A 26,244-nucleotide genomic window follows, 5' to 3' on the forward strand; every position below is an offset into this window, starting at 1 on the left:
AAAAGTCACGCCACCACGCCGAAGAACGCCAGACCAGCACTGGAATTGACTTCAGCGCAATCTGGCGTTCCGGAAATAGCTAGGAAACTCCCGCTAGGGCCCGTCCAGTTTCTAGATCAGTGCGTATCGTGAGCGAAGTCTTGCAACAGTTTGTACTCCAAGAGGACTTGCATATTTGAGTTCGTTTCGTCTCTCGTGCCACCGTTCAGCTGATCATCCACAAGTATCCGCAGTTGTGAACGGCGCCGGGTGAATGCGGATGCTCTGGCGCCGTACCACAGCACGTGGCTCCACCACCGTGCGCTCTCTGCGCCCTGGTCGCACTTACGCTGACGACACCGGGATTGCGGATAGCGGGAGTGTTGATCAGCGGAGCCATCGCGCCCTGGTCGCTCATAGCCTGGGTTCTGCGGCGGCGAATTGCCCGAAGGGCATTCAGTCAGACGGCTAAGTTAGCTGCCGCGGGGCGTTCTGGCTCTATAAACCGAGTGCGAGGCGAATGCCCGCGCCGATCTCGGCGAGCAGGTATGCAGGTACATGCCCGGCGGGATAGGGGTCGAGGAATTCCCGGCTGACCGGACCGACCTGAGAGACAATGGCGACGGAGTCCTTCTCAAGTCCGGAGGCCTCGGCGGGTATCAGGACGTTCCCCGGGAATGCTTCCAGTCCCGTGTTCGACGTCAACGGGACGACCTGTACTGTGGCGATGTTCGTGGCTAACAGCCAGTCCTCCTGAACAACGACCGCAGGGCGAACTTTCGCCGGTTCGGAGCCGCGGGACGACCCGAAATCGACCCAGACGACATCCCCGCGCGCCGTCACCATTCGGACTTTTCTCGGATCAGGCGCTCAGATTCACGCAGGAACGCTCCGTCGCCGGAAGGCTGTCCCGTTCGTGCCAGCACCGCGTCAGCGATTGCCGTCAGCTCGGAGCCACCCTCAAGCTCGTCGGCCAGGCGCTGCGCGCCGAGTCGATAGAACTCCGACCGGTTCATGCCGTGCTTGCCCGCGATGCGCTCGAAGCGCTCGAAATCGCCATCGGGAACCGAGATCGCAGTCTTCATGATGCAAGTATAACCCGTCATACCGTCTTCGTGTGTGACGAGTGGTGTTCACTATGGTGGACTGCATCCGCTCAAAATGGTGTGACAGTGAAGATGCACTGGAGGTCCAACCGGACCACGGCCTGCTCTTCGTCACCAAGGTCGTTATAGACCGCCTGTCCGGCTCAGACGCCGCCGAGCCAGCCGCGATTGAGTCCCTGACCCACGAAGCGCCGCCCGACCTGCGCAATTCCGCAGGGCCGAACCGGCGCTCCTTGCCGTCGCAAATTACCCGAGCAGCGCCCGGTCGTCGAGGGACGCGCCCTTGATCTTCGCGAACTCGGCGAGCAGGTCGGGCACCGTCATGGTGGCCTTGCGCTCGGCGTCGACGTCGAGAATGATCTGGCCCTCGTGCATCATGATGAGCCGGTTGCCGAGGCGCAGCGCCTGTTCCATATTGTGCGTGACCATGAGCGTGGTGAGATGGTGCTTGGCGACGATGCTTTCGGTGAGCGTCGTGACCAATTCGGCCCGCTGCGGGTCGAGGGCGGCGGTGTGCTCGTCGAGCAGCAGGATGCGCGGCTGGGTGAAGCTCGCCATGAGCAGAGACAGCGCCTGCCGCTGGCCGCCGGAAAGCAGCCCGACCCGAGCCTTGAGTCGGTTTTCGAGGCCGAGCTCGAGCGAGAGCAACTCCTCGCGAAAGAACGCCCGACGTTTGTGGGTGACACCCCAGGCGAGCCCGCGACGCTGACCGCGGCGCAGCGCGAGCGCGAGGTTCTGCTCGATGCTCAGGTCGGGCGCGGTTCCGGCCATCGGGTCCTGGAACACGCGGCCGACGTGCGCGGCTCGCGCGTAGTCGGGCATCCGCTTGACGGAACTGCCGTCGATCGACAGGTCGCCGGAATCGATCGGCAGCTTGCCGCTGATCATATTGAGCAGGGTGGATTTTCCGGCGCCGTTGCTGCCGATAACGGTGACGAAATCACCGGTGTTCAGCTGCAGTGACACGTCGTTGAGGGCGACGCGTTCGTTGACCGTGCCGGGAAAGAAGGTCTTGGTGATGTTCTGAATGAGCAGCATGAGACTCCTAGTTCGCTTTCACTGCGGCGGCGGAACGCATCTCGCGCAGCGAGGGCACGCGTTTCAGGAAGCCCCAGCGCGGCAGCAGCAGTGCGGCAACGACGAGCAGCGCCGAGATGAGCTTCATGTCGTTCGGATTGAGCCCGGCGCCGAGAGCGAAGAAGATCACCAGGCGGTAGATGACGGCTCCGCCGATGACGGCGAGCGAGGCGAGAAAAATGGTGCGCCGGCCGAAGACGGCCTGACCGACGATGACCGAGGCGAGTCCGACCAGAATGAGGCCGATGCCCATGCTGACGTCGGCGAAGCCCTGGTACTGAGCGATGAGTGCGCCGCAGAGGGCGACGAGCCCGTTCGAGATCGCGAGGGTGAGAATCGTGGTGCGGTGCGTGTTGACGCCGAGGCTGCGGATCATCTGCTCGTTATTGCCGGTCGCCTGAATCGACAGGCCGAGGTCGGTGCTGAGGAACCAGTCGATGGCAAACTTGATGACCAGGGCGGCGACGGCGAAGATCAGGATGCTCCAGGCCCCGCCGAGCAGGCCGGCGTCCCGCAGCGGCGTCATCAGGGTGTCCTCCCGCAAGAGCGGCAGGTTGGATTTGCCCATGATGCGCAGATTGATCGACCACAGGGCGATCATGGTGAGGATGCCGGCGAGCAGGCCGTCGATGCGGCCCTTGGTGTACAGCACACCGGTGACCAGGCCGGCCACCGCTCCCGACGCCGCCCCGGCGAGGGTGGCGAGGGGAGCCGGCACACCATTGATAATGAGCGACGCGGCAACCGCGGCCCCGGTCGTGAAACTTCCGTCGACCGTGAGGTCGGGAAAGTTGAGGATTCGAAACGTCAGGTAGACACCCAACGCCATGATTCCGTAGAGCAGGCCGAGTTCGAGAGCCGCATTCATCTGGGTAGTCCTTCTACTCGATGATTCGGTCGGCCTTGGCGATGAGTTCCTCGGTGAGGGTCACTCCCATGCGCTCGGCAGCGGCCGGGTTGAGGATGAACTCGATCGTGTCGAGGGTCTCGACCGGCATGTCGGCGGGGTCTTCGCCGTCTTCGAGGATGCGGATGGCCATCTGGCCGGTCTGGTAGCCGAGGTCGGTGTAGCTGATGCCGTAGGTTGCGATGGCGCCACGCTCGACCTGGCCGTTTTCGGCGCCGAACAGCGGAATCTGGTTGGCCTCGGAATACTGGATGACGGCTTCGAGACCCTCGGTGACGCGGTTGTCGGTGGGAATGTAGATGGCGTCGACGTCGCCGAGCGACTCGGTGGCCTGGGCGACCTCGCTCGAGTTGGTGACGGTGGCTTCCTTGATGGTCAGGCCGAGGTCGTCGGCTGCCTCCTTGGCGAGTTCAACCTGCACGTCGGAGTTGACCTCGCCCGAGCTGTAGATAATGCCGACCGACTGGGCGTCCGGCAGGATCTCCTGAATCAGTTCGAGCTGCTCCTTGACCGGGTTCAGGTCGCTGGTGCCGGTGATGTTGCTGCCCGGCTTCTCCCAGCTCTCGACCAGTCCGGCTTCCTTCGGCTCGGTCACTGCGGTGAACAGCACGGGAATGTCGATGATGGTCTGCGCGGCGGCCTGCGCGGTGGGCGTGGCGATCGCGAGCACGAGGTCGACCTTGTCGGCGGCGAACTTCGCGGCGATGGTGCTCGCGGTGGCCTGCTCGCCCTGCGCGTTCTGCTCGTCGAACTCAATGTCGGTGCCCTCGACGTAGCCGGCGTCAGCGAAGGCCTGCTTGAAACCCTCGCGGGCGTCGTCGAGCGCCTGGTGCTGCACGATCTGGCTGATGCCGATCGTGATCAGGTCGTCTGAAGCGGATGCTGTCGGCTCGCTGGCCGCGCAGCCGCTGAGGGTGAGGGCGCCGGCGGCAACGAGGGTGAGGGCTGACAGGGATTTGGTGTGCTTCATGCTGGGAAATTCTCCTTTGAATTCATGCTGCTACGGCGCGCGGGAACCTGCGGCCGAACGGTGAGGGGGTGCTAGACGGTGGCTGGCGCCAGGGCTGCCGCGGCGGCGACCAGGAAGCGGTCGTTCTGCTCGGCCGTGCCGATCGTCACGCGCAGGCCTTCGCCGGGGAAAGCCCGGGCCAGGATGCCTTCGGCAATGAACACGACGTTCACCCGGTCGGTGTCGTCGCCGGTGCGGAGCCAGACGAAATTTCCCTGCGAGTCGGTTACGCGCCATCCGCTCGCCTGCAATGACCCGAGCACCCGGGTGCGTTCGGCGACGATCTGGTCGATGCGCACGGTCAGCTCGGCCTCCGCGTCGAGGGAGGCGAGGGCCGCGCGCTGGGCGAGCGCGGTTACACCGAACGGCAGGGCCACCCGGCGCAGGTTCGCGGCAACAGCGGTCGGTGCGATCGCGTAGCCGATGCGCAGGCCGGCCAGGCCATAGGCCTTGGAGAAGGTGTGCAGCACGGCCACGTTGGGGTAACGGCGAAAGAAATCAATGCCAACAGCGGAGGAGGCGTCACGGTTGAAGTGCACGTAGGCCTCGTCGACGACGACCAGCACGTTCTCGGGGACCCGGGCCAGAAACGCGTGCAGTTCCTCGCTGGTGACGAAGGCGCCGGTCGGGTTGTTGGGGTTGCAGACCAAAATCAATCGCGTCTGCGCGGTGATGGCATCGGCCATAGCGTTCAGATCGTGGCACTCATCGCTCGTGAGTGCGACCGGCACCGGCGTCGCACCGGCGACCTGCACCAGAATCGGGTAAGCCTCGAATGACCGCCAGGCGAAGATGACCTCGTCACCGGCCCCGGCGCTCGCGTGGATGATCTGGGACAGCACCTCGACCGACCCGGCACCGAAGGCCACGTTGTCGCTCGAGACGTCGAACCGGGCCGCAATACGGTCGGTGACTTCGGCGACGGCCATGCTCGGGTACAGATGAATCTCCCCGAGAGCGGATGCGATTGCCTCGGTCACCGAGGCGAGCGGCGCAAACGGGTTCTCGTTCGAGGAAAGCTTGAACGCTCCGGAATCGCCCGCTGCGGCGCCCTGCTTGTACGCGGGCAGTCTGCTGATGGCTTCGCGTTGCTGCACCATAACTTTTCAACCTCACTCGGGACGGGTATGCCAGACATGCGCGTCGAGTAAAGCGTCGGCAATGACGGGTCTGGTTCAGAGCGTAGTGATGCAGCAGAAGTTTGACAATTCGACCAATCAGCACGTCACAAACTGCACTATCTGACTGGTGTTCAGCGGGCTTCATCGCACAAGTTGTTCAGTTTTGTAATTTTCGGCGACCTATTTCGGCTGTTAGCCTGGGGGGACTAAACTTGAGCCAGCAAGGCTCAACTTTAGAGGAGACAGCTCATGCAAGCCGGTCAGCGACCACCGCAGCAAGACGCCAAGACGGCCCTCGAGCTCTACGGGGTGAACCTCACCGACATCGCCCGCAGCGGCAAGCTCGACCCGGTGATCGGGCGCGACGCCGAGATTCGCCGGATCAGCCAGGTGCTCACCCGGCGCACCAAGAACAACCCGGTCTTGATCGGCGAACCCGGCGTCGGCAAGACCGCCGTGGTCGAGGGACTGGCCCAGCGCATCGTGGCCGGTGACGTTGCCGACTCGCTCAAGGACAAACAGCTGGTCTCGCTCGACCTGGCCGCCCTCGTGGCTGGCGCCAAGTATCGCGGCGAGTTCGAGGAACGGCTCAAGGCCGTGCTCAAGGAGATCAATGACGCCGACGGAGCGATCATCACCTTCGTCGACGAACTGCACACGCTCATGGGCGCGGGCGGCGGCGAGGGCTCCGTCGCGGCCAGCAACATGCTCAAGCCCATGCTCGCCCGCGGCGAACTACGCCTGATCGGCGCTACGACCCTCAACGAGTACCGCGAATTCATTGAAAAGGATGCCGCGCTCGAGCGCCGTTTTCAGCCGGTGCTCGTCGGCGAACCCTCGGTCGAAGACACCGTCGCCATTCTGCGCGGGCTCAAGGAACGCTACGAAGCCCACCACAAGGTGACAATCGCCGATTCTGCCCTCGTGGCCGCGGCATCCCTCTCGAATCGGTATATCACCGCCCGCCAGCTGCCCGACAAAGCCATCGACTTGATCGATGAGGCCGCGAGCCGGTTGCGCATGGAGATCGACTCCTCTCCGGTGGAGATCGACGAGCTGCGGCGCAGCGTCGACCGGCTCAAGCTCGAAGAACTCGCCTTGAAGAAGGAGAAAGACGACGCGTCGAAAGCACGTTTGGTAAAACTGCGCAGCGACCTCACGGAGCGCCAGGCGAACCTGGGGGAACTGCAGGCCCGCTGGGACGCCGAGCGGGCCTCGCTCAACCGGGTCGGCGAACTGCGCGAGCGGCTGGACACCGCGCGCATCGAATCGGACCGGGCTCAGCGGGAAGGAGACCTCGAAAAGGCCTCCCGGCTGCTCTATGGGGATATTCCGGTGATGGAACGCGCGCTCGCCGACGCCGAAAAAGAAGAATCAGTCGGACCCCGCATGGTCAACGACCAGGTCACGAGCGAGGACATCGCCGCTGTCGTCGCCGCCTGGACCGGCATTCCGGTCGGCCGCCTGCTGCAGGGCGAAACCGACAAGCTGCTGAACCTTGAAAATGAGCTCGGCCACCGCCTGATCGGGCAGAAGCGGGCAGTTCGCTCGGTCGCCGACGCCGTGCGGCGTTCACGCGCCGGGATCTCCGACCCCGACCGGCCGACCGGATCCTTCCTCTTTCTCGGTCCGACCGGCGTCGGCAAGACCGAGCTCGCCAAGGCGCTCGCCGAGTTTCTATTCGATGATGAAAAAGCAATGGTGCGCATCGACATGAGCGAGTACGGCGAGAAGTTCTCGGTGTCGCGCCTGGTCGGAGCGCCTCCGGGCTACGTCGGTTACGAGCAGGGTGGGCAGCTCACCGAGGCCGTGCGGCGTCGCCCGTATTCGGTGATTCTGTTCGACGAGGTGGAGAAGGCGCATCCCGAGGTATTCGACGTGCTGTTGCAGGTGCTCGACGACGGTCGGCTGACCGATGGCCAGGGTCGCACGGTGGACTTTCGCAATACGATCCTCGTGCTCACCTCGAACCTCGGTTCGCAGTTTCTGGTCGATCCGACCCTGTCGGTGGAGCAGAAGGAACAGGCCGTGCAAGGCCTCGTGCGGCAGGCCTTCAAGCCCGAGTTCGTCAACCGGCTCGACGACATCGTGGTGTTCTCCTCGCTCACCACCGATGAGCTCGGTGAGATCGTTGAACTCGACGTCGACCGGCTGCAGAAGCGCCTGGCCGAGCGTCGCCTTGAGCTGGCAGTGACACCGGATGCCCGCCGCTGGCTGGCCGAACGTGGCTATGACCCGATCTACGGTGCGCGTCCGTTGCGACGCCTCATGCAGCGTGAGATCGACGACCGCCTGGCGCGGGCGCTGCTCTCCGGGGAGATTCGCGACGGCGACACGGTGCTCGTGAGTCTGGAAGCCGACGGGGACTCGCTCACCGTCGAATCCGCCCCCACGCTGTTGGACGTTCCCCTCGAGGAGGACCTGCTCTAGCCGATTCCCGCTCTCGCGTGTAAAAGGGAGATGTCCAGAGTCGCGGGTTACGCTTAATTCATGCTCGCAACTGTGATTTATGGCGAACGGGATGTTCGCCTCGAAGAAGTTCCCGAACCCGTACTCTCGACCGGTGGTGACGCCATTGTTCGCGTGACTGCGGCCTGCGTCTGCGGGTCAGACCTGTGGCCGTACCGGGGTATCGCCCCCACCAAGGAACCGCACCGGATCGGCCATGAATTCGTCGGCATCGTCGAAGCCATCGGTCCCGACGTCTCGACCGTCAAGGTCGGTGACTTCGTCATTGCGCCCTTCTACGACTGCGACGGCACCTGCGTCAACTGTCAGAACGGTGTGAGCACCTCCTGCCTCAACGGCGGCTGGTGGGGCGCGGACGACCAGCTCGGCGGATTCGCCGACGGAGCCCAGGGCGAGCGGGTGCGTGTTCCCCACGCCGACGGTTCGCTCGTTGCCACGCCGACAGTTCCGAGCGATGACCTCGTTCCGAGCCTGCTCACCCTCGCCGACGTCATGGGCACCGGACACCACGCGGCCGTCTCGGCCGGCGTGGAACCGGGCAGCACCGTGGTCGTCGTCGGTGACGGAGCTGTTGGACTCTGCGCCATTCTCGCGAGCAAGCGCCTCGGCGCGAGCCGCATCGTGGCCATGTCCCGCCACGCCGACCGCCAGGCCGTCGCCCGCGAATTCGGTGCGACCGACATCATCGAGGCGCGCGGCGATGAGGGCGTTGCCGCCGTGCAGGCCCTGTTCGACGGCGTCGGCGCTGACTACGTGCTCGAGTGCGTCGGAACCCAGGAATCCATGGATCAGGCCATCCGATCGGCTCGCCCCGGCGGAATGGTCGGCTACGTCGGCGTACCCAACGGCGGCGCCGAACTGCCGATCCGCACCCTGTTTGGAACAAACGTGGGCGTGAACGGTGGTGTCGCATCCGTTCGCAGCTATGTCGAGGAGTTGCTGCCCGAGGTTCTCTCCGGCCAGATCAACCCGGGCCGGGTGTTCGACCTGCAGCTGCCGCTGGCCGAGGTGGCCGAGGCCTACGCCGCGATGGACGAGCGCCGCGCTATCAAGGTGCTGCTCCGCCCCTGACCCACCGTCTGGCCCGCTCTGGAGGGACAATTGTGAACCAACCGTTCCTCTGGGGAGGGTTACTGGCCTTCGCCATCGCCGCCGCGATTCTGCGGCTCGTGGTGGGGCACCCGCTGCTGCGAGAACGTTCGGTGCGCGTGGGATGGCTGGGGGCTGTGGTGGCGTTCGTCAGCGGGCTTGCCCTGGTTTTTCACTGCGCCGCGATGTTCTTCGGGCCCTGGGTCGACGCCGTGTCGTTTCTGCTGGCACCGGCCGACATGGTTCGGGGCATGGGCGCGGGCAGCCAAGTCGCCTACTGGCTACCCGCCGCCGCCCTCGTGGTGGCGTGGCGGAGAGTGTGGGGGCCGGCCCTGGGGGCACTCATTGTCACCCTTGCCGGCGTGGGGGTGACCATGTATTGGCCGTTCCCGCTCGATGTACATCTCGCGTGGCTCACGGCCCTGATCATTGTCGGTTCGTTGGTTCCGACGCTGTTACTCCGTGGGCCACGCGCTGCGAGCTAGTCGTTGACGAGCAGCATCATCGAATCGGCCCATCTGGTGGGTGTGCAGTCCGTCGTGCTGGGCCGGGATCGACAGGTGGGCAACGGCCTGACCGATGTCGTAGCGTGCCCACGGGTTCTCGCGGGTCTCATCGATCGACAGCTTCGCCACGCTGACGATCAGAACGGATGCCGCGTCGGCCCACGCCTTGTTGAAGCCCCTGAGAGCATCGTTGATCTTCGCAAAGCTCGCCGAGCCGCGGCGGGCAACAATGAACCGACCCGGCTGGATGTTGCTCGCCGGCGGAGCCCGACCGGTCTACTTGCCCTGCAGTCGGCCCCGCACCTCGCGGCGCAGCACCTTTCCGAGGAGGCTGCGCGGCAGGTCGTCGACCTCGACGATGCGGCGCGGCACCTTGTATGCCGAGAGCCGGGTGCGGCAGTACTCGCGCACCGCGGCCACGTCGAGTTCGGCGCCGCCAGCCAATACGACCACGGCCACGACGTCTTCACCGCCGTTCGCGCTCGGCAGACCGACCGCGGCAGCATCGACGATGTCGGGGTGCGAGAGCAGGGCTTCTTCGACCTCAGACGGCGACACGTTGAATCCGCCGGTGATGATGAGTTCCTTCATCCGGTCGACGACGGTGATGAAGCCGTCGGCGGAGACCCGCACGATATCGCCGGTGCGCAGCCAGCCGCCGGGCAGCAGCACCTGGGCGGTCTCGCTCGGGCGGCCCCAATAGCCCGAGAACACCTGCGGACCGCGCACGAGCAGCTCGCCCTCCTCCTCGAAGCCGCGCTCAACCGTCGGGTCCTCCGGGTCGACCACGCGAATGTCGGTGCTCGGAAACGGCACGCCGACCGTTCCGGGGCGGCGGCTCGGGCCGATCGGGTTGCCGGCCACGATCGGCGACGCCTCGGTCATGCCGTAGCCCTCGACCAACAGCCCACCGGTCGCGCTCTCCCAGCGCTCCACGATCGACACAGGCAGGTTCATGGCACCAGAAATAGCAAAACGGATGCCGGCGAGACTCACCTTCTTCTTCGCAGCGGCCGTGACCAGGCGGTCGTAGATCGGCGGCACCGCCGGCAGGAAGGTGGGCGGTGCGTGCTTGGTGGCGTCGAGCACGAGCTTCTCGTCGAACTTGGGAAACAGCACGAGGCGGGCACCGATGCTCATCGCAAAGGTGAGGCACAGCGTGAGGCCATAGGCGTGGAACATGGGCAGCACGCCGTACACGGTTTCCTCGCCGGGCCGCAGGCCCGCCACCCAGGCGGAGCCCTGGGCGGCGTTGGCGCGCAGGTTGTAGTGACTCAGAATGGCGCCCTTGGGGGTGCCGGTCGTGCCGCTCGTGTACTGCAAAACGGCGGTGTCCCCGAGCAGTGGGCGCTGATGCGAGGCATGCAGCTTGCGGGTTCCGACGAGGGAGTCCCAGCTGATCGCCCCCTTTCCGGGCCCGGCGGTGAGGGAGGCGCGAGCGTCCCGGGCCTTCCTGATCGGCAGCTTGAGGGCCAGCCGTTTCGACAACGGCATGGCGCGCGTGAGGTCGATGGTGACGACATCCGTTATGCCCATATCTCTGGGAAAAGCACGGACGGCGTCGTAGACCTTGTCCCAGACGATCGCGACCTTGGCGCCGTGGTCCTCAAACTGGTGGCGCAGCTCGCGGTCGGTGTAGAGCGGATTGTGCTCAACCACGATGGCGCCGAGGCGCAGCACCGCGTAGAACGCCACGACGTGCTGAGGGCAGTTCGGCAGCACGAGGGCCACTCGGTCACCCGGGCTCACGCCGAGCTTGCGCAGGCCGTTGGCGGCTCGGGAGATCTGCTCACCGAGCTGCTCAAAGGTGGTCGTGGCGCCGAAGAAATCCAAGGCAATGTTCGACGCGAAGGTCTCGACCGAGGCCTCGATCATCTCGGTGAGGGTTTCGGTGGTCTCGTCGATGGTGCCGGGCACGCCGGGCGCGTAAGAGGCGAGCCAGGGCTGATCCTTGAAGGTCATGACAGTTCTCGGGTGATGGCGGCGATGAACTGGTCGATGTCGTCTTCGGTCGTGTCGAAGCCGCACATCCAGCGCACCTCGTTCTTGGACGCATCCCAGTCGTAGAAGCGAAAGGATTCGCGCAGCCGGTCGGCGACACCGTCGGGCAGGGTGGCGAAGATGGCGTTGGCCTGGGTGGCCTGGCTGAAGGTCAGCCCGGTGATGGTGCCCTGAGTGAGCTCGGTCTCCAGCGCACCGCGCAGCCGGGCGGCCATTGCGTTGGCGTGGCTGGCGTTGCGCAGCCAGAGGTCGCCGTCGAGCAGCGCGATCAGCTGCGCCGAAACGAAACGCATCTTGCTGGAGAGCTGCATGTTCGACTTGCGCAGAAATTTCAGACCAGTGGATGCCGCCGGGTTCAGTACCACGATGCACTCACCGAGCATCATGCCGTTCTTGGTGCCGCCGAAGCTGAGCACGTCGACGCCGGCATCGCGGGTGAAGGCGCGCAGCGGCACCCCGAGGCTGGCGGCGGCGTTGGAAATGCGGGCGCCATCCATGTGCAGCGTCATGCCCTTGGAGTGGGCGTGATCGGCGATGGCGCGCACCTCGTCGACGGTGTAGGCCGTGCCGAGCTCGGTGGTCTGGGTGATCGACACGACGAGCGGCTGGGCGCGGTGCTCATCGCCCCAGCCCCAGGCCTCCTGGTCGATCAGCTCCGGGGTCAGCTTGCCGTCGGGGGTCACGACCGGCAGCAGCTTTAAGCCGCCGACATGTTCAGGGGCGCCGCCCTCGTCAGTGTGAATGTGCGCGGTGGCCGAGCAGATCACGGCGCCCCAGCGTGGCAGCATTGACTGCAGCCCGGTGACGTTGGCGCCGGTGCCATTGAAAACGGGGAACGCTTCAACGCCAGCGCCGAACTGTTCGACGAAGACCTCTTGTAGCCGGGCCGTGTAGACGTCTTCACCGTAGGCGACCTGGTGGGCGCCATTGGCCCGGGTCATCGCCTCCAGAATCTCCGGATGAATGCCGGAGTAATTGTCGGAGGCGAAACCGCGGGACGAAAGATCATGGAGTTGGGTCACCCCTCCATCCTCCCGCATTCGTCTGGCCGTCTGCACGAAGTGGATGCCGCTACTTGTGCAGAGCCTCGCGCAGGGAGACGCGGGCGCCCATACGCAGCAGCGCGTTCGAGTAGATGCGCGACCCGATCAGAATCACCACCATCGTCGACAGGGCGAGCACGACGAGCGAGAGCACCGGCTCCCACCATTCGGCCTGGCCCAGGAAGATGCGCACCGGCATCCCGACCGGCGCTGAGAACGGCACGTACGACATGATCGCCAGCACGAGCGGGTTGTCGTTGAAGAAAACCACCATGAAATACGGGATCATGACGAGGAACAACACCGGCGAGGTCGCTGATCCCACGTCTTCCTGCCGGGACACCATCGATGCCGTGGCCGCGTAGAGGGCGGCCAGCAGCACGAAGCCAAACGCGAAGAACACGGCGAACCACACGATCGCCGGGCCAACGTCGGCCAGTAGCACCCGTTGCCCGGTCACCGCCAGGCCGATCGAGACCAACAAGCCGATCGAGACGATCTGCGCGAACGCCATCAGGCTGTTGCCGAGCACCTTGCCGGCGAGCAGGGCCCGCACCGAAATCGTTGACAGGAGAATCTCCACGATGCGGGTCTGCTTCTCTTCGACGACGCTCTGCGCGATCGTGGCGCCAAAGGTTGTCGCGGACATGAGAAAGATGATTCCAAAGCCGATCGCCACGAGGTACGCAAGAAAACCGTCCTGCTCGGCCGGTTCGAGAATCGCAAGTTCGGGGTTCACGCTGAGCGCGCCGAGAACCTCGCCCGGCGCCGAATCGAGCGCGATCACGGTGATGCCGAGCAAGGAAGCGGGATTCGTCGACGGCACAACGGCCGCATCGACCGTGCCATCGCGCACGAGCGCCTCGGCGTCTTCGGCACTGGATGCTTCCACGATGTCGAAGGCTTGCGTCTGCTCGACGACGCTGATCGCGGTGCCGACCACGGCGACCTTGGTCAGGCTGGTGTTCTGGCTCATAATGCTGCCGACGATGACGGAGCCCATCGAGATGAGCAGCAAAATGCCGGTCGCGATCAGAAACGATTTGCTGCGCAGCCGCGCCGCGATCTCGCGGTTGGAAACCAGCCAGACACTCTGGGCGAAGGTGGGCGCGGTGTGCACCGGGCGGGTGGCGTTGCTCATGCGATGACCTCCTTGAAGATGGTGGCGAGACTGGGTCTCTGCTGGCTGAAGGTGTGAACGGCGCCGAGCGTGATCGCGTGCTGCAGGACCGCCTGGCTGGCGGCATCCGTTTCTGCCTCGAATTCGGCGTAATCGCCGTCGAAGTCGACGACGGTGATGCCGGGCTGCGAACGGATCCAGCTGATGTCGCCCGCGGTACGAATCTCAAACCGGGGGCGACTGTGTTGGTCGCGCAAGGCCTCGCCGGAGCCGTTGGCGCGAATTTCACCCTCGGCGATGATGACGAGGTCGTTGCAGAGCCGTTCGACGATGTCAAGCTGGTGCGACGAGAACAGCACGGGCGCGCCCTGCGCCGCGTAACCCGCGAGAACGCTCATGACCACCTCGACGGCGAGCGGGTCAAGGCCGGAGAATGGCTCGTCGAGCACGAGAAACTCCGGGTCGTGCACGAGCGCGGCGGCGATCTGGGCGCGCTGCTGGTTGCCGAGCGACAGTGACTCCACCGTGTCGCCGGCCCGTTCGCCGAGGCCGAGCTGCTCCAGCAGATTGGTCGTGTTGCGGCGAGCGGATGCCGGCGTCAGCCCGTGCAGACGCGCCAGGTAGACGAGTTGCTCGGCGACCTTCATTTTCGGGTAGAGGCCGCGTTCCTCGGGCATATAACCGAACCGGCGGCGATCACTCGCCGTAACCGGAACCCCGTCGATGAGCACGGTACCCGAGTCGGGCGACAACACACCGAGAATGATGCGCATCGTCGTGGTCTTGCCGGCGCCGTTCGCGCCGACGAAGCCGGTCATGCGGCCGTCCCCGACGGTGAAGCTCACGTCACTGAGCACCTGCCGGGTTCCGTAGCTCTTGGTGACTCCCCGAATGTCGAGCATGCCCGCCCCTTCGTTGTGCGTGACTTCACGGTAGCGCGGGCGGCCGGCGCGACACATCCACCGGCCGGCGCGTGCGCCGGTTTCGGCAGCGCGGCCTGTGTTTCACAGCATTAGGTTTCGGTGTCGGCCTTGAGCAGGACCCGACTGTTATTGACGGATGCCGCCGCATCCTCCCACAAACCCGTCACCCGGGTAGCCAGCTCCGTTTCGAGCCCGTCGAGCGAACGGACGACGAAGATCGCAGCCGCGGCGGTGTCGCCCGCTTTCGCAAACCCCGCTCCGACCGCGCGCACCCACGTTTCGGCCGCGGACTTCGCGGCCGCATAATTCGCGCCGCCAGCGGTCGGCCGGTCTACCGACACGCTCGACACAATGGCGAGCCGCCCGGCCGACGCGGCCAGCAGGTCGGCGTTGAACGCCCGGGTGGTATTGCGCAGCGTGGTGACCACGTGCGAGTGCAGAAATTCCCAATCCTCGTCGGTCTGACCGGCCAAACCGCCGCCGCCGCGCCAGCCGCCCACCAGGTGAATCAGCCCGTCGATCGGGCCGATCGCGCCGGCCAGCGCGGTCACCGCGGCAAAGTCAGTGAGGTCGCACTCGTAGAGCGCGGCCTCGGGCGCGACCGCGAGCACGGACTGGAGGCGGGCGAGATTGGAGCCGACGGCGACGACGCGCGCACCGGCATCCGCTAGTGACGAGGCGACGGCCAGGCCGGCCGTGCTGGTCGCCCCGGCGATGAGCACGGTTCGGCCAGCGACGGCCAGACTGGCACCCATCAGTCGACCGCGCTGGCGGTGATACCGGCCGTCGAGTCGATGACCGTGCGCATCTTCTTTTCCAGCGCTTCGAAGAACATCGACAGCGGAAATTCGTCGTCGAGAACCTGGTCGGTGTAGCCCTTCGGGGCGCCGGCGAGCACCTCGAGCGGCAGGCCGCGGGCCCAGGTCGACGCCGGATTCGGAGTGAGGGTCTTCGAGATCATCTCGTAGGCCGCGAGCCAGTGCGCCTTCTTCGGTCGGTCGATCGACGCCCAGTACAGCTCGTCGACCTGCGCTCCGAGTGCGATGACCACCTCGGGAACGGCGTCCCAATCGAAGGTGAGGCGGGTGTCGGTCCAGTGCAGAACACCGTGCTGGTGCATCCAGGCGAACAATAGCTGGCCGCCGAGGCCGTCATAGTTGCGCACCCGGTTGCCGGTGATGGCGAACCGAAAGATGCGGTCGAAGATGACCGCGTACTGCACCAGTTTCGCGTGCCGACGCGCCTCCGGGCTGGCCAGCTCACTGCGCTCGATCGTGACCGACTCGCGAAAGGCGGTCAGGTCGCAGCGCAGTTCTTCGAGTGAATACAGGAAGAACGGCATGCGCTGCTTGATCATGAACGGGTCGAACGGCAGGTCGCCGCGCATGTGCGTGCGGTCGTGGATGAGATCCCACATCACGAAGGTCTCTTCGGTGAGGTGCTGGTCGTCGAGCAGCGCGGTAGCCTCGGACGGCAGCTCGAGCCGCGTGATCTCGGCGGCCGCGCGCACGACCCGGCGAAAACGGGCGGCTTCACGGTCGGCGAAAATCGCCCCCCAGGTAAACGTCGGAATCTCGCGCATCGCGACCGTCTCGGGAAAGAGTACGGCCGAGTTGGTGTCGTAGCCAGGCGTGAAATCGAGAAAACGAATTGGCACGAACAGTTTGTTCGTATAGCCGGCCTCAAGTTCGCCGATGAATTCCGGCCAGATGACCTCGATCAGCACGGCCTCGACGAGCCGGTTGGCGCTGCCGTTCTGCGTGTACATCGGGAATACCACGAGGTGGCGCAGCCCGTTGATGCGGTGCTGCTGCGGCTGAAAAGCCATCAGGGAATCGTAGAAGTCGGGCACGCCGAATCCCTCAGCGGCCCAGCGGTCAAAGTCCACGATCAGGGCTTCGAGATAGGTGGAATCGTGTGTGAAGCGCGGCGCGAGGTCGGTGATCGCTGCGGTGATGCGCGAAACGGAGACGTCAGCATCCGCATGCCACGCGGCGTCGGCAATCGAACCGTCCTGCGACTGCAGGCCCTGTAGCGAGGTCGCCGCGGCCTTGAGGTCGCGCCAGGACGGATGCTGGGCGAGATCGACGCCGTCTTCGAGAACCTCGGGCTCTCCGACCAGAGCGTTAGCTACGTGTGTTTTTTCAACAGATATCGACATGGGAACCTCCGATTCGCGTGAGTGCCGCGGTTGCGGCGGGCGTGCTCCTTCAGAATATCGGGCGCAGAGCGGCGTTTTCTTGCTATTTCTCGCAACGAACCATGACTCCGGGCCGGGTTGGGCGCTGCGAATCGCCGGTTTCGGCTCTTTTCGCGCTGGAGGTCCGGGTTGCCCGGTTCTTTCAAACCGGTCCCGGCCAATATGGCGAAGGTGACGTCTTCATCGGCTTGAAGATGCCGGTGCTGCGCGCGGTCGTCAGGCGGTGCGCCACTCTGCCGCTGACCGAGGTCGAATAGCGCCAGGAACGGGACTGTTCGCGTTGGCTCGCTGGGAACACGAGCGGGGCGACCTGCTCGGAACCAGAGTCGATGACCTGCCGGCCAGAGGCCTTCGCGAACACCAGGTCGAACGCGTACGCGTTAGGGCAGGACCGCTGTGAGTCGGTCCGGCACGCTTCTATTCGCCGATCAGGCGTAGCCCGTTGTACCAGCAGACCGCGCGTAGCCAGTCGTCGTCGAGTCGCGGCTCCCGGTCGCGCAGGCGTTCGAGCACCTCCAGCTGGTGCGCATACGGGTACGGAATGTTGGGAAAATCGCTGCCGAGCACCACCCGGTCGGGCAGGTCCGCCAGCCGCGAGAGCAGGGCGGGGTCAAACGGCGCGAGCTGCTCGAAAAAGTCGGTGAACACCATCGTGGTGTCAAGGTGCACCCAGGGATACCGCTCGGCCAGGTCGAGAAACTCGCCGTATTCCGGGGCGCCCAGATGCGCGACGACCGCCGTGAGTAGCGGATGCCGGACCAACACTCCGGCAAGCGCATTCGGCCCGGTGATCCCCGGCCGAGCAACCGGCCCGCTGCCGACATGGATCACGACCGGAATCGCGGCGTCGGCGAGCAGCCCCCAAACCGGGTCGAGGATCGGTTCGCGCAGATCAAAAGCCCCGACCTGCGCGTGAATTTTAAACACTCGAGCGCCGCGGTCGAGGGCGGACTGCACCTGGTCGAGCACGCCCTCCTCCGGGTAGAACGTGGCGCTCGGAACGCAGTCGGCATGCTCTTTCGCGAGATCGAGTGAGAAATCGGTCAGGGAGGCCGCCATCCCGGCACGATGCGCATAGGATAGCGCGGTGAAGCGCCGCACGCCGAGCCGGCGAATCGTCGCGAGCCGCGACTCCTGGTCCTCGCGGTACCGAATCGGCCACGGGTGGCCGATGAGCGGCTCGATCTCGTCGAAGTGGGCCCAGACGCGCCGCAGCATCCGCTCGGGGAGAAAGTGGGTGTGCAGGTCGACCAGCCCGGGCAGGCCGAGCCCCCGCCACCAGGCCGGCACCTCGTTGTCGCTGAGACTCATTGCACCCAGTGTGTCAGATTGCCTGACCGAAGTAATCAGGTGACCAGCAGCACGACCGCGGCCGTCAGCGCGACGATCACGAGAATCGTGCGCAGCACGGGAGCCGGCAGGCGCCGCCCGATTCTGGCGCCGAGCCAGCCGCCGAGGGCCGAGCCGACGCCGATCAGGACGGCAATCATCCAGTCGACCGTGCCGCTGGAGATGAAGATCACCGCCGACACGACGTTGGCGACACCGGCCAGAACGTTCTTGGCGCCATTGGCCCGGTGCATATCGGTTGACCAGAGGATACCCAGCAGGGCCAGCAGGACAACGCCCTGGGCTGCCCCGAAATAGCCGCCGTACACGCCCGTCGCCAGCACGCCGAGGATAAGACCAATCGTCACCGGGCGGGTATCGGCATGTGCAACGTCAGATTTGCGTCGCACGAATCGCGCGATGCGCGGCTGAATGGCGGAGAGCACGCCCGCCAAGAGCAGCAGATAGGGAACGACAACGGAGAAGGCGGATGCCGGCAGAACCAGCAGCAGAATGCCGCCGACGATCCCACCAACGGCGGAGAAGACGGCCATGAGCCCGACCGCGCGCCACTGCCCCTGCAGCTCTCGTCGGTAGCCGTAGGCGCCGGTGACGGAGGCCGGTACCAGGCCAACGGTGTTCGACACATTGGCGGTGATCGGGGGGATGCCGAGGGCGAGCAGGGTCGGAAAGGTGATCAGCGTTCCCGCGCCGGCCACCACGTTGATGATTCCGGCCACGATCCCCGCCACGAAGATAATCGTGCCATTGAGTAGCCCTATCTCAATTTCCATGGTTATTGTCCTATTCATAGACGATCTGTCTCTATACCGTATACAGTATCCAGACAACGGACGAACTATTTCACTCCTTCCACCTGCCGAGTCCAACCGAAGTAATAAGTGGATGCCCGTTCCACGCCCGTTGCCCGATTGCGATTGATCGCTGCCGAACCGAGGTGCCGCGTCTGCTCGGCGTAACGAGCCCCGAACACCAGAGCGCCTGCCACCTCGTCACCGCAGAAAATGGCGCATCGCGCATCAGCCAAGGAGACCCGAATCTTGTTTACCACCCGTCCTGAACTCATCGGAAACGTCGGTATGGTGGCCTCCACCCACTGGATCGCCTCGGCCACCGGAATGAGCATCCTCGAGCGCGGCGGCAATGCCGCCGATGCCGCGGTAGCCACCGGCTTCGTGCTGCAAATTGTTGAGCCTCACCTCAACGGACCCGGTGGCGAGGTTCCGATTTTGGTCTGGTCGGAAATCGACCAGCAGGTATCCACCATTTGCGGTCAGGGCGTGTCGCCGGCTGCGGCAACGATCGAGGCCGTGACCGGGTTGGGCCTGGACGTGATGCCAGGGACGGGCCTGCTGCCCGCGGTCGTGCCGGGTGCCTTTGGGGCGTGGACGCTCCTCTTGGAACTGCACGGCACCATGACGCTGCGCCAGGTGCTCGAACCGGCCATCCACTATGCCGAGGAGGGGCATCCGCTGCTCAAGCGGGTAGCCGCTGCCATCGAAACGATGCAGGAACTGTTCACGACCGAGTGGCCCACCTCGGCGGCGACCTGGCTGCCGGGCGGACAGGTGCCCGCGACCGGAAGCTGTTTCCGAAATCCTGTGCTGGCCGCGACCCTGCGCCGGATAGTCGCGGAGTCCGAAGCTGCCGGCGGGGCGCGGGAAGCGCAAATCCGCGCGGCCAGGGACTGCTGGTACCGCGGTTTTGTCGCCGAAGCCATCGGTGAATTCTGTGCAGACAACGAGGTGATGGATACCTCGGGGGAGCGTCATCGGGGGCTGTTGACCGCCGAGGACCTGGCCCGGTGGGAGCCCACGGTGGAACAGCCGCTCACCTACGAGTATCACAACTACACCGTCTGCAAGACGGGCCCCTGGGGGCAGGGACCCGTCTTTCTGCAGCAACTGGCGCTGCTCGAAGGCTTCGATCTGACCGCGATGGGACCCGGCTCCGCTGACTGGGTGCACACCATCCTGGAGAGTTGCAAACTCGCCTTTGCCGATCGCGAGGCCTGGTACGGCGACCCGAATTTCACCGACGTGCCCATGGCGGCTCTGCTCAGCCCGGAATACAACGCGCAGCGTCGCCTGCTGATCACCGACACGGCCTCCGTGGAACTCCGCCCCGGCAACCCCGGCGGCGCCCAGGCACGACTGCCGCATTACCCGGCATCTCCAGCCGGCTATGAGAATTTGATCGGGTCCGGCGAGCCGACGATCGCCAAATCAGGGGAGACCCGGGGGGACACCTGCCACGTCGACGTGGTCGATGCCAACGGGATGATGATCTCGGCCACGCCCAGTGGCGGCTGGATGCAATCATCCCCAACGATCCCCGCGTTGGGCTTCTGCCTCAGCACCCGCGCTCAAATGTTCTGGCTCCAGGAAGGTCTGCCGAACTCCCTGCGCCCGAGCGCTCGCCCACGAACCACGCTGACGCCGTCCTTCGCCCTGCGCGACGGCAAGCCCTGGCTCGCGTTCGGAACCCCGGGCGGCGACGCGCAGGATCAATGGTCGTTGAACTACTTCCTGAACCTCGTGCACGGCGATATGAATCTGCAGGAGGGTATCGATGCCCCCGGTTTTCACTCCACGCACATGCCCAACTCCTTCTTCCCGCGGGATGCGCATCCAGCCGAGGTCTATCTGGAGAGTCGGTTTGATTCGGCCGTGCTTGACGAGCTGCGGGATCGCGGTCACGTCGTCGTGGTCGGTGAGCCGTGGTCCGAAGGGCGAGTGAGCGCTGTGGCGCGCGATGGCGGCTGGCTTAAGGCTGCGGCCAACCCTCGGGGCAACCAGGGCTACGCCGTCGGGCGCTAGTCGCACGGGGCACTGAACGAGGTGCCCCGAGAACTGCGGCATAATCAACAAATGTTGTGCGCGCCGGACGGCGGCAGATTGCGGTCCGCCACGCAGGAATGGTCGAAGAGGAATAGCTGAAGTGTGGGACGTCTTGGAGTCGAAAGGGGATGAGTTGCGCACTCTCGGCTTACTGAAAGCTGCGCAAACCCTGGGCGAACGGGTTTACGAGGTGTTGGAAGAATCCATTGTCGACGGTGTCATCGCACCGGGTTCCCACCTGCGCGAAGACGAAGTTGCCAAGCAGCTGGGGGTGAGCCGCAACCCGGTGCGTGAGGCCATTCAACGGCTCGTGCACGACGGCTTCGTTGAACATCGGCCGGGCAAGAAGGGTGCCTTCGTGCACGCTCCCAGTGACAAGGAAGTGCAGGAGGTTTTCCACGCCCGCGCACTGTTGGAAAGCGACTGCGCACGGTTGGCCGCCAAAAATATTTCAGACGTCGATTTAGCTCGGCTTCAGGAACTGCTGGGGCATGGTGATGCGGCGATTGCGGCCCAGGACGCTCAGCACCTGCTGCAGCTCAACGACCGGTTTCATAATATTGTCGTGGAGGCCGCCGATAACTCGGTGATTGCCCGAATGCTGGGGGTGCTGCAACGACGAATTCGCTGGTATTTCTACCAGGTCGTCGTGACGCGGGCCGCCGGCTCGTGGGACCAGCACCGCCAGATTTACGAGGCGCTGCGCGACCACGACGGCGACCGGGCAGCGGTGTGCATGATGGCTCACGTCATGCAGACCGCCGCGACGATCCGTGATCACCAAGACACGGTAGACGGCGCCGGCCTTCCCAACTAGCCGGCGCAACCGGGACAAGAGCGCGCAGCAGGCCTATTTCTCACGGCCAGGATGCCCGCGACGGCCTGGCCGAAAGTGGCATGGAGGCTGGTATGGCCCAGGGCTACGACCGGTTCGATGCGTCCACCCGAGATGACATCGGCGTGGGTGGCCAGGTCGCTCATGGTTGCCCACTGCTCGGCGGGTTCGATTCCGACCAGATCGTGTCGCCAGCCCGGGGGTACAAACAGTCCGAATCGCATGGTTTCATGCCTAGACTGCCGCCTGGTCGGGGCGTCAAACGTTACTCTGGAGCCAGGACGACAACAATAAACGGACGGCGGTGACAGTGCACGCTCTCGACTTCGCCGGCATTATGAGCGAGATCCTCACCCTCGTCGGCCTCATCATCGGAGCGCTGCTCTACATTGTCGGCCTGTCCGTGCGCGGCATCAGTGGCCGCTGGACCCGCACGACCGCGGTCATCGCCGCGTCGGGGCCGGCCACGGTCATCCGCTGGTTTGATGGCGACGGCGATGTCCACGAATGCCCGGCCGACACCCACGAGACGCACCACCTGGTACCCGGCGACGATGTGCGCGTGTGGTTTCGCAACCGCCATCCCGAGCGTTGCCGCACACACGACCCCGAACTCGACGGTAAGGGCCTGCGCCTGATCGGCCTGGTCTTGCTCGGCATCGGCGTGCTCGCCGGCGTGACCGGCATCGTGCTGATGTTTGTCTAACCGACCGTCTTTTCGGCAGCGGATGCTGCGCGCGGCCGCGCCCATCCGCTCGCCGCCGCGGTCACCGCGATGGTCACGAGTGCGCCGAGCAGCAGCGCCGCCGCCTCCCCGGGGGCGAGCACGTGCAGCTGGGTACCGATCGTCGCGGCCGCGATCGGTATACCGAGCTGGGCCGCCGACAGCAGCCCGAATGACAGGGGCAGGCCCAGTACCCGGGTGGTCGCGTGGGTCAGCAGGGTCGCCAGGCCCAGTGTCAGGCCGAGGGCGATCATCTGCGGGTGGTCGGTCAGGTCGCGCAGCGCGAGCGAAGCGCCGAGCCAGACGAAGAACAGCGGGCCGAAGAATCCGTCGGCGAGGGCGAAGAGCTGGCGGGCGAGGCGGCGCGGTTCGCCGACCGCTGCGACGGCGAGCCCGAACGCGAAACCGGCGAGCATGACCGAGACATGGCTGAACACGGCCACCGCCGAGAGGGCAAACAGAATGGCCAGTTGGATGCGCAGCTCGAGGGCGAACTTGCGGTTCGCCGAGAGCTTGTGCAGCCGTGCGCGGGAGCCGTTTCGTTCTAACCGGGACAACAAGACGTACAAGGCCACGGCCAACGCCGCGATCAGGGCGGCGCCGAGCGCCGCGCGGCCCGCATCCGGCGGGTCGATGGCCAGGGGCAGCGCCACGATGGCCGCGATGTCCGCGATCGCAACCTGTGCCGTGAGCTCGAGCATCGAGCGCCCGCGCAGCCCCAGGGAGTGGATGAGCGGCAGCACGAGCGCGGCCGACGAGGAAGCCAGCAGCACTATATAGAGAGGTGCATGATTCGTTCCGAACATTATCGCGATGGCCACGCCGAGGGCGCTCGCCGAGACCGTGACGAGAAACGCCCGCACCAGGCCCGCCGAGAGCGCCGCGCGAATCGCGCCGGTACGAACCGGCACGTGCGTGCCGGCCACGAACATGATCAACGCGAATCCGACATCCGCTAACAGGGTCAGCGTGGGGTCGGCGGCTTCGATGAGGCCGAAGCCGGTTCGACCGACGATAACGCCGGCGGCGAGCTGGCCAATGACGACCGGGATATTCCAACGGCGCGGCATTGCCAGGAGTGGCCCGAGCAACGCGACCACGGAGATGATCGCGAGGGTTTGAAAGTCCATCCGCGCCTCCTCCTGTTGCTAGATCGAGCGTAGTACTGCTGCAGACGGCATGATGGGGGTATGAGTCGAACCGTCGCCGGAGCCCACGTGCTGATAACCGGAGCAGCCAGCGGCATGGGCCGCCTGTATGCCGAACGCTGCGTTGCCGAAGGGGCCAAAGCCGTCATCCTCTGGGACCGCGACGGTGCTGCGCTCGCCCAAACTGCTGCCATCCTGACGGAACGCTCCAACGGGCTCACCCAGATCGCGCCGTACGTCGTGGATATCGCCGATCTCGGCGCCATCGCGCAGACCGCACAGCGCGTGCGCACCGAGATCGGCAACCCCGACGTCGTCATCAACAACGCCGGAATCGTGCGTGGCAAATATTTCTGGGAGCACGACAACGGCGCAGACACCCGCCCCACCATGCAGATCAACGCGCTCGCCCCGATGTACATCACCCGAGAGTTTCTCCCGGGCATGATTGCGAGCGGATGGCGTGAGTCACGCATCGTAAACATCGCGTCGGCCGCCGGCACCCTCAGCAACCCGCGCATGAGCGTTTATGCCGCTTCGAAGGCCGCCCTGATCGGTTGGAGCGATTCGCTGCGGCTCGAGCTCGTGCAGCAGGGCCACGGCCAGGTCAAGGTCACCACGGTTTGCCCGAGCTACATCGATACCGGCATGTTCGAGGGCGCGCGTGGGCCGCTGCTCACCCCGCTGATGACCCCGGAATATGTCGTCGATCGGGTCTGGCGGGCCATGCTCGCCGGCAAGCCGCAGCTGCTGTTGCCCTGGACGGTCAGCCTGTCGAAGGTGCTGCGCGGCGTGCTGCCGCTGGCAGCCTGGGACACCGTCGCCGGTCGCGTCTTCGGCGTGTACCGCTCGATGGATCGGTGGGTCGGTCGCGGGTAGCGGCCCTCGTTCGCCGCGCGAGATCGCCGAAGACAGTGCGAATTTCGACAAACATTAAGTTTGCACGGTGCCGAAAGCTGAATATTGCTCTTTGTAGCTGGGGCGCTCGCACTCCCATTGTTGGCACTCTTCCAGCAGGAAGGTGACCACGTTGACGGACCGGGGCCCCGGCCTTATTGCGCCCGCTCCCGTGCGGTACATCGGGCGACGCGGGCCGCATGTGGCCTCGAAGCCCCCGTCTTTCGGTGCTGAGCGTGCCACCGCTCACGGCGACCGGTCTACGGAACTCGACCATTCTGGGCGAGCCCGCCGAGCCCGCCTGGCCCGTCTGGCCCGTCACCTCCCGCTCCGAGCGGTCTGGAGACCCCGGCCACTGCCGTTGGTCGAGCTTGCCGAGACCGCCATGGACTGGGCTGAGCCGGTCTCGACAACGCGCGGTTTGGCCGAATGTATATTCGCACAAAAATCCAAACATATCTGAGAAACCCTCGACTTTGGCACATGGTTTTGGTACACTTCTTCTATGAGCCAGAGCGGCGATACTCCCCAGCCGGGCCGTGTCGATCCGTTCTTCGCGGCTCACGGCTACCCGCCGTCCACACTCGAAGAGCGCGCGGAGTTCGAGGTGTTCTGGGCGCAGTGTCAGGCTGATTGGCGGCTCCAACTGGCCGAGGGGCTCGGAGAATTCGCCCCGTATGAGGTCACCGACCCGGTCGATCTGGAACCGGTGAGTCCGGCACCGGTGAGCCCGGCACCAGTGAGCCTGGCACCGGTGAGCCCGACGATTGGCCGCCCGGAGTTGATTGACGGCCCGACCATTCCGGCAGGCCTCGACCTGACCGAGGTATTCGGTGCGGTGCCGCCCGAGCACCTCTTCGATGAGGACCTCCGCGAGGAATTTCTCTATACGAATTACCTTGCGGACAACTTTCTCCCGGACGATTTCATCCCGGACGAAGGCGCAACGGGTGAGTTCTCTGCTGGCGCTGCTGACTCCGGTCAACCCGGCGCTGACGCGGCCGCCGGCCTTCGCACTGCGGGCAGCACTGGCGACGACCCGGACCCGTCCGACGCGGCTGCCGGCTTGAGTCCGTTCCAGCGGCACCAGGCGCAGTTCGTCGACCGGGTGATTTACCTCGAGAAGGTGATCGCGTGGGCGCAGGCGAGTAAGGCCGAGGTCCTGACGGAGGCGTGGGATTACACCACCAACAGTGCTGAGACCGGCCGACCGCAGGCCGGTCCGCAGCACGAGCACGACTGGGATGCGACCTTCGCCGCTCAGCAGGGCCTGGTCGCCGAAATGGCCTGTGCGCTGCGCATCCCCGCCGGCACAGCCTCCGGCCTGCTGCACCAGAGCCGGGTGCTGGTCGAGTCCCGCCCGCAGACCCTCGATGCTCTCCGCATTGGGGAGATCTCCCTGCGGCATGCCCAGCGGCTGCTCGACCAACTCGATTCCGTCCCGCAGCCCGCCCGGGCCGAGCTGGAGGCGGTGTTGCTGCCGCACGCTCGTAAACTCACTCCGGCGCAGTTCGATGGTAAGGCTCGCAAGCTGCGGGAGCGGTTCCACCCCGACAGCATCACCGTTCGCCGCACCCGGTGTCTGGCCGATCGCCGGGTGCAGTTCTTCCCCGATAAGGACGGCATGGCCACCCTCTGGTTACGCGCGGCCGGCGACGACCTGCAAGGCGTCTATACCCGGGTCACCGATGCGGCGATCAGTCTGCAGGGCCCCGATGAGCCCCGCACCCTCAGCCAACTCCGCGCCGATGTCGCCATTGACCTGCTCCAGCAGGGCGTCACCGGCAGCGGCCTCGGCGCTGGCCTCACCGCCAACGTCAACATCACCGTCCCCGTCCTCACCCTGATGGGTCAGAGTGAGGAACCCGCCGAGCTCGAAGGCTACGGCCCGATCGATCCG

Annotated in this window: 27 protein-coding genes; 10 read left to right on the forward strand and 17 right to left on the reverse strand. The window is 65.4% G+C overall.

The features are described from left to right. Positions 1–477: 477 nt before the first annotated feature. From E3T43_RS00005 to hisC, 6 genes are all read right to left on the reverse strand, one after another. Entirely contained in the window at positions 478–825 is a 348-nt protein-coding gene (locus E3T43_RS00005) for a type II toxin-antitoxin system PemK/MazF family toxin (RefSeq protein WP_241978731.1), read from the reverse strand. Further along, positions 819–1,064 carry a CopG family transcriptional regulator gene (locus tag E3T43_RS00010; RefSeq protein ID WP_134442346.1) on the reverse strand — a complete coding sequence of 82 codons (246 nt, stop codon included), beginning with the start codon at positions 1,062–1,064 and terminating at the stop codon, positions 819–821. Before E3T43_RS00010 ends, E3T43_RS00005 begins: the two co-directional genes overlap by 7 nt. Positions 1,065–1,331: 267 nt before the next feature. After that, complete coding sequence (locus tag E3T43_RS00015) at positions 1,332–2,123, reverse strand: ABC transporter ATP-binding protein (RefSeq protein WP_134470831.1); 792 nt, start codon at positions 2,121–2,123, stop codon at positions 1,332–1,334. A gap of 7 nt (positions 2,124–2,130) precedes the next feature. Next, positions 2,131–3,030 (reverse strand): ABC transporter permease, encoded by a 900-nt coding sequence (locus tag E3T43_RS00020; RefSeq protein WP_134442343.1) that lies wholly within the window; start codon positions 3,028–3,030, stop codon positions 2,131–2,133. A gap of 13 nt (positions 3,031–3,043) precedes the next feature. Further along, positions 3,044–4,039 (reverse strand): ABC transporter substrate-binding protein, encoded by a 996-nt coding sequence (locus E3T43_RS00025; RefSeq protein WP_134470832.1) that lies wholly within the window; start codon positions 4,037–4,039, stop codon positions 3,044–3,046. Positions 4,040–4,110: 71 nt separating this feature from the next. Continuing rightward, positions 4,111–5,178: a histidinol-phosphate transaminase gene (gene hisC / locus E3T43_RS00030; protein WP_134470833.1), complete on the reverse strand. Its 1,068-nt coding sequence runs from the start codon at positions 5,176–5,178 to the stop codon at positions 4,111–4,113. 270 nt (positions 5,179–5,448) lie between these two features. On the opposite strand from hisC, the gene E3T43_RS00035 reads away from it, so the two are divergent. The 3 genes from E3T43_RS00035 to E3T43_RS00045 are packed head-to-tail and all read left to right on the forward strand — an operon-like array spanning position 5,449 to position 9,242. Then, positions 5,449–7,629, forward strand: coding sequence for an ATP-dependent Clp protease ATP-binding subunit (locus E3T43_RS00035; protein WP_134470834.1), 2,181 nt, complete (start codon positions 5,449–5,451; stop codon positions 7,627–7,629). A gap of 60 nt (positions 7,630–7,689) precedes the next feature. Further along, positions 7,690–8,739: a zinc-dependent alcohol dehydrogenase family protein gene (locus E3T43_RS00040; protein ID WP_134470835.1), complete on the forward strand. Its 1,050-nt coding sequence runs from the start codon at positions 7,690–7,692 to the stop codon at positions 8,737–8,739. 32 nt (positions 8,740–8,771) lie between these two features. Then, positions 8,772–9,242 carry a hypothetical protein gene (locus E3T43_RS00045; RefSeq protein ID WP_134470836.1) on the forward strand — a complete coding sequence of 157 codons (471 nt, stop codon included), beginning with the start codon at positions 8,772–8,774 and terminating at the stop codon, positions 9,240–9,242. On the opposite strand, the gene E3T43_RS00050 is transcribed toward E3T43_RS00045, so the two are convergent. The 7 genes from E3T43_RS00050 to E3T43_RS00080 form a co-directional block, all read right to left on the reverse strand. Continuing rightward, the gene (locus tag E3T43_RS00050; protein WP_134470837.1) at positions 9,213–9,392 is read right to left on the reverse strand and encodes a hypothetical protein; all 180 of its coding nucleotides are present in this window, start codon (positions 9,390–9,392) and stop codon (positions 9,213–9,215) included. The genes E3T43_RS00045 and E3T43_RS00050 overlap by 30 nt on opposite strands. A 147-nt stretch (positions 9,393–9,539) precedes the next feature. Continuing rightward, entirely contained in the window at positions 9,540–11,225 is a 1,686-nt protein-coding gene (locus E3T43_RS00055; protein WP_134470838.1) for a long-chain-fatty-acid--CoA ligase, read from the reverse strand. After that, positions 11,222–12,304 (reverse strand): low specificity L-threonine aldolase, encoded by a 1,083-nt coding sequence (locus tag E3T43_RS00060; RefSeq protein ID WP_134470839.1) that lies wholly within the window; start codon positions 12,302–12,304, stop codon positions 11,222–11,224. The genes E3T43_RS00055 and E3T43_RS00060 overlap by 4 nt, the downstream gene beginning before the upstream one ends. Positions 12,305–12,335: 31 nt before the next feature. Then, a complete protein-coding gene (locus E3T43_RS00065) occupies positions 12,336–13,448 on the reverse strand; it encodes an ABC transporter permease (RefSeq protein ID WP_134470840.1) in 1,113 nt (370 codons plus the stop codon). Then, positions 13,445–14,329 (reverse strand): ABC transporter ATP-binding protein, encoded by an 885-nt coding sequence (locus tag E3T43_RS00070; RefSeq protein WP_134470841.1) that lies wholly within the window; start codon positions 14,327–14,329, stop codon positions 13,445–13,447. The genes E3T43_RS00065 and E3T43_RS00070 overlap by 4 nt, the downstream gene beginning before the upstream one ends. Positions 14,330–14,439: 110 nt before the next feature. Next, the gene (locus E3T43_RS00075; RefSeq protein WP_241978732.1) at positions 14,440–15,105 is read right to left on the reverse strand and encodes an SDR family NAD(P)-dependent oxidoreductase; all 666 of its coding nucleotides are present in this window, start codon (positions 15,103–15,105) and stop codon (positions 14,440–14,442) included. Beyond that, positions 15,105–16,511, reverse strand: coding sequence for a DUF6421 family protein (locus tag E3T43_RS00080; protein WP_134470842.1), 1,407 nt, complete (start codon positions 16,509–16,511; stop codon positions 15,105–15,107). The genes E3T43_RS00075 and E3T43_RS00080 overlap by 1 nt, the downstream gene beginning before the upstream one ends. A gap of 17 nt (positions 16,512–16,528) precedes the next feature. Here E3T43_RS00080 and E3T43_RS18930 point away from each other — a divergent pair, with 17 nt between their 5' ends. Continuing rightward, the gene (locus E3T43_RS18930; protein WP_174844294.1) at positions 16,529–16,807 is read left to right on the forward strand and encodes a hypothetical protein; all 279 of its coding nucleotides are present in this window, start codon (positions 16,529–16,531) and stop codon (positions 16,805–16,807) included. Between the two features lie 160 nt (positions 16,808–16,967). On the opposite strand, the gene E3T43_RS00090 is transcribed toward E3T43_RS18930, so the two are convergent. After that, entirely contained in the window at positions 16,968–17,861 is an 894-nt protein-coding gene (locus E3T43_RS00090; protein ID WP_134470843.1) for an amidohydrolase family protein, read from the reverse strand. Between the two features lie 35 nt (positions 17,862–17,896). Further along, positions 17,897–18,673, reverse strand: a complete 777-nt coding sequence (locus E3T43_RS00095) for a sulfite exporter TauE/SafE family protein (RefSeq protein WP_134470844.1) — start codon at positions 18,671–18,673, stop codon at positions 17,897–17,899. Positions 18,674–18,756: 83 nt separating this feature from the next. On the opposite strand from E3T43_RS00095, the gene E3T43_RS19110 reads away from it, so the two are divergent. The 3 genes from E3T43_RS19110 (at position 18,757) to E3T43_RS00110 (ending at position 21,557) form a co-directional block, all read left to right on the forward strand. Further along, on the forward strand, positions 18,757–18,960 hold the full coding sequence (locus tag E3T43_RS19110; protein WP_255454156.1) for an oligopeptide/dipeptide ABC transporter ATP-binding protein: 204 nt from the start codon (positions 18,757–18,759) through the stop codon (positions 18,958–18,960). Continuing rightward, positions 18,941–20,719 (forward strand): gamma-glutamyltransferase family protein, encoded by a 1,779-nt coding sequence (locus E3T43_RS00105; RefSeq protein ID WP_370449846.1) that lies wholly within the window; start codon positions 18,941–18,943, stop codon positions 20,717–20,719. The genes E3T43_RS19110 and E3T43_RS00105 overlap by 20 nt, the downstream gene beginning before the upstream one ends. A gap of 121 nt (positions 20,720–20,840) precedes the next feature. After that, entirely contained in the window at positions 20,841–21,557 is a 717-nt protein-coding gene (locus tag E3T43_RS00110; protein WP_255454155.1) for a GntR family transcriptional regulator, read from the forward strand. Here the strand turns inward: E3T43_RS00110 and E3T43_RS19600 are convergent. Continuing rightward, positions 21,554–21,799 (reverse strand): hypothetical protein, encoded by a 246-nt coding sequence (locus E3T43_RS19600; protein WP_370449847.1) that lies wholly within the window; start codon positions 21,797–21,799, stop codon positions 21,554–21,556. The genes E3T43_RS00110 and E3T43_RS19600 overlap by 4 nt on opposite strands. Positions 21,800–21,879: 80 nt before the next feature. Here E3T43_RS19600 and E3T43_RS00120 point away from each other — a divergent pair, with 80 nt between their 5' ends. After that, positions 21,880–22,281, forward strand: a complete 402-nt coding sequence (locus tag E3T43_RS00120) for a DUF3592 domain-containing protein (protein WP_233195416.1) — start codon at positions 21,880–21,882, stop codon at positions 22,279–22,281. Here the strand turns inward: E3T43_RS00120 and E3T43_RS00125 are convergent. Beyond that, positions 22,278–23,429 carry a cation:proton antiporter gene (locus E3T43_RS00125; protein WP_134470847.1) on the reverse strand — a complete coding sequence of 384 codons (1,152 nt, stop codon included), beginning with the start codon at positions 23,427–23,429 and terminating at the stop codon, positions 22,278–22,280. The genes E3T43_RS00120 and E3T43_RS00125 overlap by 4 nt on opposite strands. A gap of 60 nt (positions 23,430–23,489) precedes the next feature. Between E3T43_RS00125 and E3T43_RS00130 the strand changes: the two genes are divergently transcribed. Together E3T43_RS00130 and E3T43_RS00135 are read left to right on the forward strand one after the other, a co-directional pair. Continuing rightward, the gene (locus E3T43_RS00130; RefSeq protein ID WP_134470848.1) at positions 23,490–24,326 is read left to right on the forward strand and encodes an SDR family oxidoreductase; all 837 of its coding nucleotides are present in this window, start codon (positions 23,490–23,492) and stop codon (positions 24,324–24,326) included. Positions 24,327–24,849: 523 nt separating this feature from the next. After that, positions 24,850–26,244: DUF222 domain-containing protein (locus tag E3T43_RS00135; RefSeq protein ID WP_134470849.1), on the forward strand; the 1,395-nt coding region annotated here is incomplete at its 3' end.

This window comes from Cryobacterium sp. Hh7, assembly GCF_004403155.1.
GTDB lineage: Bacteria > Actinomycetota > Actinomycetes > Actinomycetales > Microbacteriaceae > Cryobacterium > Cryobacterium levicorallinum.

What these genes read in the sequence shown, in the direction of transcription:
- E3T43_RS00125 (WP_134470847.1), bottom strand. Translation starts at nt 23,429, where the DNA reads ATGGACTTTCAAACCCTCGCGATCATCTCCGTGGTCGCGTTGCTCGGG.
- E3T43_RS00095 (WP_134470844.1), bottom strand. Translation starts at nt 18,673, where the DNA reads ATGGAAATTGAGATAGGGCTACTCAATGGCACGATTATCTTCGTGGCG.
- E3T43_RS00040 (WP_134470835.1), top strand. Translation starts at nt 7,690, where the DNA reads ATGCTCGCAACTGTGATTTATGGCGAACGGGATGTTCGCCTCGAAGAA.
- hisC (WP_134470833.1), bottom strand. Translation starts at nt 5,178, where the DNA reads ATGGTGCAGCAACGCGAAGCCATCAGCAGACTGCCCGCGTACAAGCAG.
- E3T43_RS00090 (WP_134470843.1), bottom strand. Translation starts at nt 17,861, where the DNA reads ATGAGTCTCAGCGACAACGAGGTGCCGGCCTGGTGGCGGGGGCTCGGC.
- E3T43_RS00055 (WP_134470838.1), bottom strand. Translation starts at nt 11,225, where the DNA reads ATGACCTTCAAGGATCAGCCCTGGCTCGCCTCTTACGCGCCCGGCGTG.
- E3T43_RS00015 (WP_134470831.1), bottom strand. Translation starts at nt 2,123, where the DNA reads ATGCTGCTCATTCAGAACATCACCAAGACCTTCTTTCCCGGCACGGTC.
- E3T43_RS00010 (WP_134442346.1), bottom strand. Translation starts at nt 1,064, where the DNA reads ATGAAGACTGCGATCTCGGTTCCCGATGGCGATTTCGAGCGCTTCGAG.
- E3T43_RS00130 (WP_134470848.1), top strand. Translation starts at nt 23,490, where the DNA reads ATGAGTCGAACCGTCGCCGGAGCCCACGTGCTGATAACCGGAGCAGCC.
- E3T43_RS00065 (WP_134470840.1), bottom strand. Translation starts at nt 13,448, where the DNA reads ATGAGCAACGCCACCCGCCCGGTGCACACCGCGCCCACCTTCGCCCAG.
- E3T43_RS00075 (WP_241978732.1), bottom strand. Translation starts at nt 15,105, where the DNA reads ATGGGTGCCAGTCTGGCCGTCGCTGGCCGAACCGTGCTCATCGCCGGG.
- E3T43_RS00020 (WP_134442343.1), bottom strand. Translation starts at nt 3,030, where the DNA reads ATGAATGCGGCTCTCGAACTCGGCCTGCTCTACGGAATCATGGCGTTG.
- E3T43_RS00080 (WP_134470842.1), bottom strand. Translation starts at nt 16,511, where the DNA reads ATGTCGATATCTGTTGAAAAAACACACGTAGCTAACGCTCTGGTCGGA.
- E3T43_RS00070 (WP_134470841.1), bottom strand. Translation starts at nt 14,329, where the DNA reads ATGCTCGACATTCGGGGAGTCACCAAGAGCTACGGAACCCGGCAGGTG.
- E3T43_RS00005 (WP_241978731.1), bottom strand. Translation starts at nt 825, where the DNA reads ATGGTGACGGCGCGCGGGGATGTCGTCTGGGTCGATTTCGGGTCGTCC.
- E3T43_RS00060 (WP_134470839.1), bottom strand. Translation starts at nt 12,304, where the DNA reads ATGCGGGAGGATGGAGGGGTGACCCAACTCCATGATCTTTCGTCCCGC.
- E3T43_RS00025 (WP_134470832.1), bottom strand. Translation starts at nt 4,039, where the DNA reads ATGAAGCACACCAAATCCCTGTCAGCCCTCACCCTCGTTGCCGCCGGC.
- E3T43_RS00035 (WP_134470834.1), top strand. Translation starts at nt 5,449, where the DNA reads ATGCAAGCCGGTCAGCGACCACCGCAGCAAGACGCCAAGACGGCCCTC.
- E3T43_RS19600 (WP_370449847.1), bottom strand. Translation starts at nt 21,799, where the DNA reads ATGCGATTCGGACTGTTTGTACCCCCGGGCTGGCGACACGATCTGGTC.